Source organism: Photorhabdus sp. RM322S (assembly GCF_042879395.1).
In the GTDB taxonomy this organism is placed as follows: domain Bacteria; phylum Pseudomonadota; class Gammaproteobacteria; order Enterobacterales; family Enterobacteriaceae; genus Photorhabdus; species Photorhabdus khanii.
Map to the genome: position 1 here is coordinate 1 of NZ_JBHFKW010000099.1, position 3,096 is coordinate 3,096.

The 3,096-nt window shown below is 36.7% G+C and carries 5 protein-coding genes and 1 pseudogene; all 6 read right to left on the reverse strand.

From position 1 onward, the window contains the following. Positions 1 to 169 precede the first annotated feature (169 nt). The gene (locus ACGF63_RS22565) at positions 170 to 676 is read right to left on the reverse strand and encodes a contact-dependent growth inhibition system immunity protein (protein WP_387633315.1); all 507 of its coding nucleotides are present in this window, start codon (positions 674 to 676) and stop codon (positions 170 to 172) included. Beyond that, a complete protein-coding gene (locus ACGF63_RS22570; RefSeq protein ID WP_387633317.1) occupies positions 676 to 843 on the reverse strand; it encodes a hypothetical protein in 168 nt (55 codons plus the stop codon). Before ACGF63_RS22570 ends, ACGF63_RS22565 begins: the two co-directional genes overlap by 1 nt. Positions 844 to 1,212: 369 nt before the next feature. After that, entirely contained in the window at positions 1,213 to 1,434 is a 222-nt protein-coding gene (locus tag ACGF63_RS22575) for an Imm31 family immunity protein (RefSeq protein ID WP_152962915.1), read from the reverse strand. Beyond that, entirely contained in the window at positions 1,431 to 2,090 is a 660-nt protein-coding gene (locus ACGF63_RS22580) for a polymorphic toxin type 17 domain-containing protein (RefSeq protein ID WP_387633319.1), read from the reverse strand. The genes ACGF63_RS22575 and ACGF63_RS22580 overlap by 4 nt, the downstream gene beginning before the upstream one ends. A gap of 278 nt (positions 2,091 to 2,368) precedes the next feature. After that, complete coding sequence (locus tag ACGF63_RS22585) at positions 2,369 to 2,875, reverse strand: contact-dependent growth inhibition system immunity protein (protein WP_387633321.1); 507 nt, start codon at positions 2,873 to 2,875, stop codon at positions 2,369 to 2,371. Further along, a pseudogene (locus tag ACGF63_RS22590) lies at positions 2,875 to 3,096 on the reverse strand (hypothetical protein); the annotation flags it as partial. The gene ACGF63_RS22585 and the pseudogene ACGF63_RS22590, both read right to left, overlap by 1 nt.

Here is a 3,096-nt window from a genome sequence, read left to right on the forward strand (position 1 = left end):
ACATTCATTATTTCACCACCGTGATTTTAGCGATAAAGCTCATTGAATAACGTTTTAAGCCTTTTGAGATAATTAGCGGATACATAATAATGATTACGTATCCACCTTAATTAACTCTATAAATCAAAGTTCATAGCTAATCAGTGAAAAACAAACTGTTGTTTTATCATTAAACATAACTTCTGCAACGTGAAAAAGCCAATCGTAATGCTGCACCAACTTCCTCTGGAGAACTGTCTGCTGGGATCACGACATAATCAGATTCAACAATGCCTTTTCCTGTCCAAAGCTCAAGTTTCTCATGACCAGAAGGAGTAATAGTTATAACACCATCTAGCAAACGAATATTACAACTCTTCATTTTCTTAAATAACTGACGTTTTGAGCGATAGCGATGAAATCCCATCATCTCTGTAACCCACTGATTATATAATTCTTCTCCTTTTTCATTGTCCAAAAAATCCCCAAGATTCTCAAAGGGAATAAATCGACTTTTAGAAAGAGCATTAAAAACTACAGTACCTAATTCCTCATCAGAAGTATCGGGTGATAACATATGATTACCCCCTAAAGGGTCTAAATTAAGCGAACGGTAACCGGAATAAGTTATTACTGAGTAAAAATCACCATTAAATACGCATCTGGCATTTTTCCATCGTTCAAAAATCTCACTCATTATTTCACCACTGTAATTTTAATGTTAACGTTCTTTTCTGTACCATAAGCAATTGCACGATTAATCTGAACCCATTGTTCAGGGGTTGTAGCCTTTGGTACAGCAATATGCACTTCACGTTGCGAAATGCGACTAGTACTACAGCCGTAGATACTAAAAAGTTGCATTTTTCCTGATACTTACAACTCTGAGAAACCGTATGAATTAAGCTTTCCCATAAGTGTCTCTTCTGTTGAAAAATAGAAGTACGGCTATAGTACTAGATTCTGTCTCTTAACCAAGAGATCTGACTAAGAGACAGGTCATAGGAGAGGGATTTATTTGAGACTGTAATTTAAATTGTGTAATTACCTCTTTTTTATAAAATAATTAAATGGATTCATATGAAGACTATCAAGATTGAGAATAAATGCTAAAGAGTTTCCTATCTTGTAATAGTGAATTTGTGTTAGGAAAATAGTCACTATAATAGCGGTCACTCAATAGCAATTGAGTGACCGGTTAGTCTTTAATACATCAGGCTATTACACTTAATTTTAGTAAAAATCTTCGCGTTTAAATGCCTTTCCTGTTGGTTCAAGTTCATCAGGCTCAAAACACACAACATATTCGTAGCCATCAACTCTGGCAGCATAACCATAAAGTATACCGTCTTCTTCGCTTATTCCAACAATAACACCATTCCTACCAATGAATTCTGGGTGACTTTTAGAAGATACTATTTTAACTTCTTGAAAAAAATCTATTTTGTTTATCATTTATGTGTAATTTTCCCATCAAGTGAAACATTTAAGTGTTTACCATCTCTACTCGCCCAGCCTAATTGAGTTTTACCTTGTGAAGAAAGTTGAACATCCCATTCAAAAGGTTGTCCTTGGGTTCTGGAGGGTCCTTTCGTCCATTCATTACCAAACTTATCTATATAGCCTTTATTTATACCTCTACGTAAAGGCGAATGAGGAATATAGTCTTCTGGTGGAACAAATCTAATTTTACCTTCTGTTGGCAATTGGACATATTTTAGTCGTCCCTTAATAGACCACAGTTGCCCTGCACCAATTGAGCCATAAGGATTAAATGTTGGTTCTTTTACATATTCAAATGGGGTTTTTGCCGCTACTTTAGCAAACTTATCGACAGCATTGGTAGTAACCCATGTTGAACCTTTGACAAGCCCTAAACCGCCAGCAGCCGTGCTGACAATACTTGTTACGATTTTTCCCATTTCCAAGCCGGCATTATATGCACCTTCACTGCCTGCTTTCTCGTATTCAACTTTGATGACATCCAGTTGCTTAAGATAGTTGTCTTTCGTTTCTTGCCAGATAAAGCCTGGCATATCTTCCTGCATCAAAAGCATTTTAAGCGCATCTATTGTCTCTGACGGATTAGAAACTGCCCCGACAATCGCCATGACATTATCGTAAAGTTCTACTGGAACACCGGATACAAAGCCAGCGGCAAGATGGAGGTCTTGTTGAGAGCCGATGATCCCCCATTTGCTGAGAATTTGAGCTTTCTTAAGATAATTGGTTTCTGTAGCAAGCTTTTAGCGATAAAGCTCATTGAATAACGTTTTAAACCTTTTGAGATAATCAGCGGACACATAATAGTGATTACGTGTCCACCTTAATTAACTCTATAAATCAAAGCTCATAGCTAATCAGTGAAAAACAAACTGTTGTTTTATCATTAAACATAACTTCTGCAACGTGAAAAAGCCAATCGTAATGCTGCACCAATTTCCTCAGGGGAACTGTCTGCCTGAATTACGACATAGTCAAATTCGGAAATGGCCTTACCTGTCCAACTTTCCAATTTTTCGTGACAAGATGGCCTTACCGTTATTTGACCATCAAGCATGCAAATACCACAGCTCAACATTTTCTTAAATAATTGCCGTTTCGAACGATAACCATAAGATCCCATCATCTTGGTAATCCAATTTTTATACTGTTTGTCATTTGCATCATAATCAAAATAATCCCCACACTCATCAAGTGGGATTACTCTGCTTTTTGACAAAGCATCAAGCACAGCCTTTCCCAACTCTTGATCAGATACAATTGGCTGTAATAAATGATTGCTTCCTAAAGGATCTATTCCCAATAAACCATTACCTGAATAAGTTTGTATTGAATAGAAATCACCATTAAATTCAGCCCTTGCATGTAATCCTTGTTTGAAATCTGTACTCATTATTTCACCACCGTAATTTTGACGTTTACATTTTTACCTGTGCCATAAGTTATAGCACGATTAATTTGCTCCCACTGGTCTACCGTTGTTGTTTTCGGTACGGCGATGTGGATTTCTCGCTGTGAAATCATCAAAGATGTTACTTCTTTCCCTTGTTTCATGTCTTCACTAAAATCTGCCGCTGAATCAATATTCCCTTTCATTGACGTATATATCTGCTT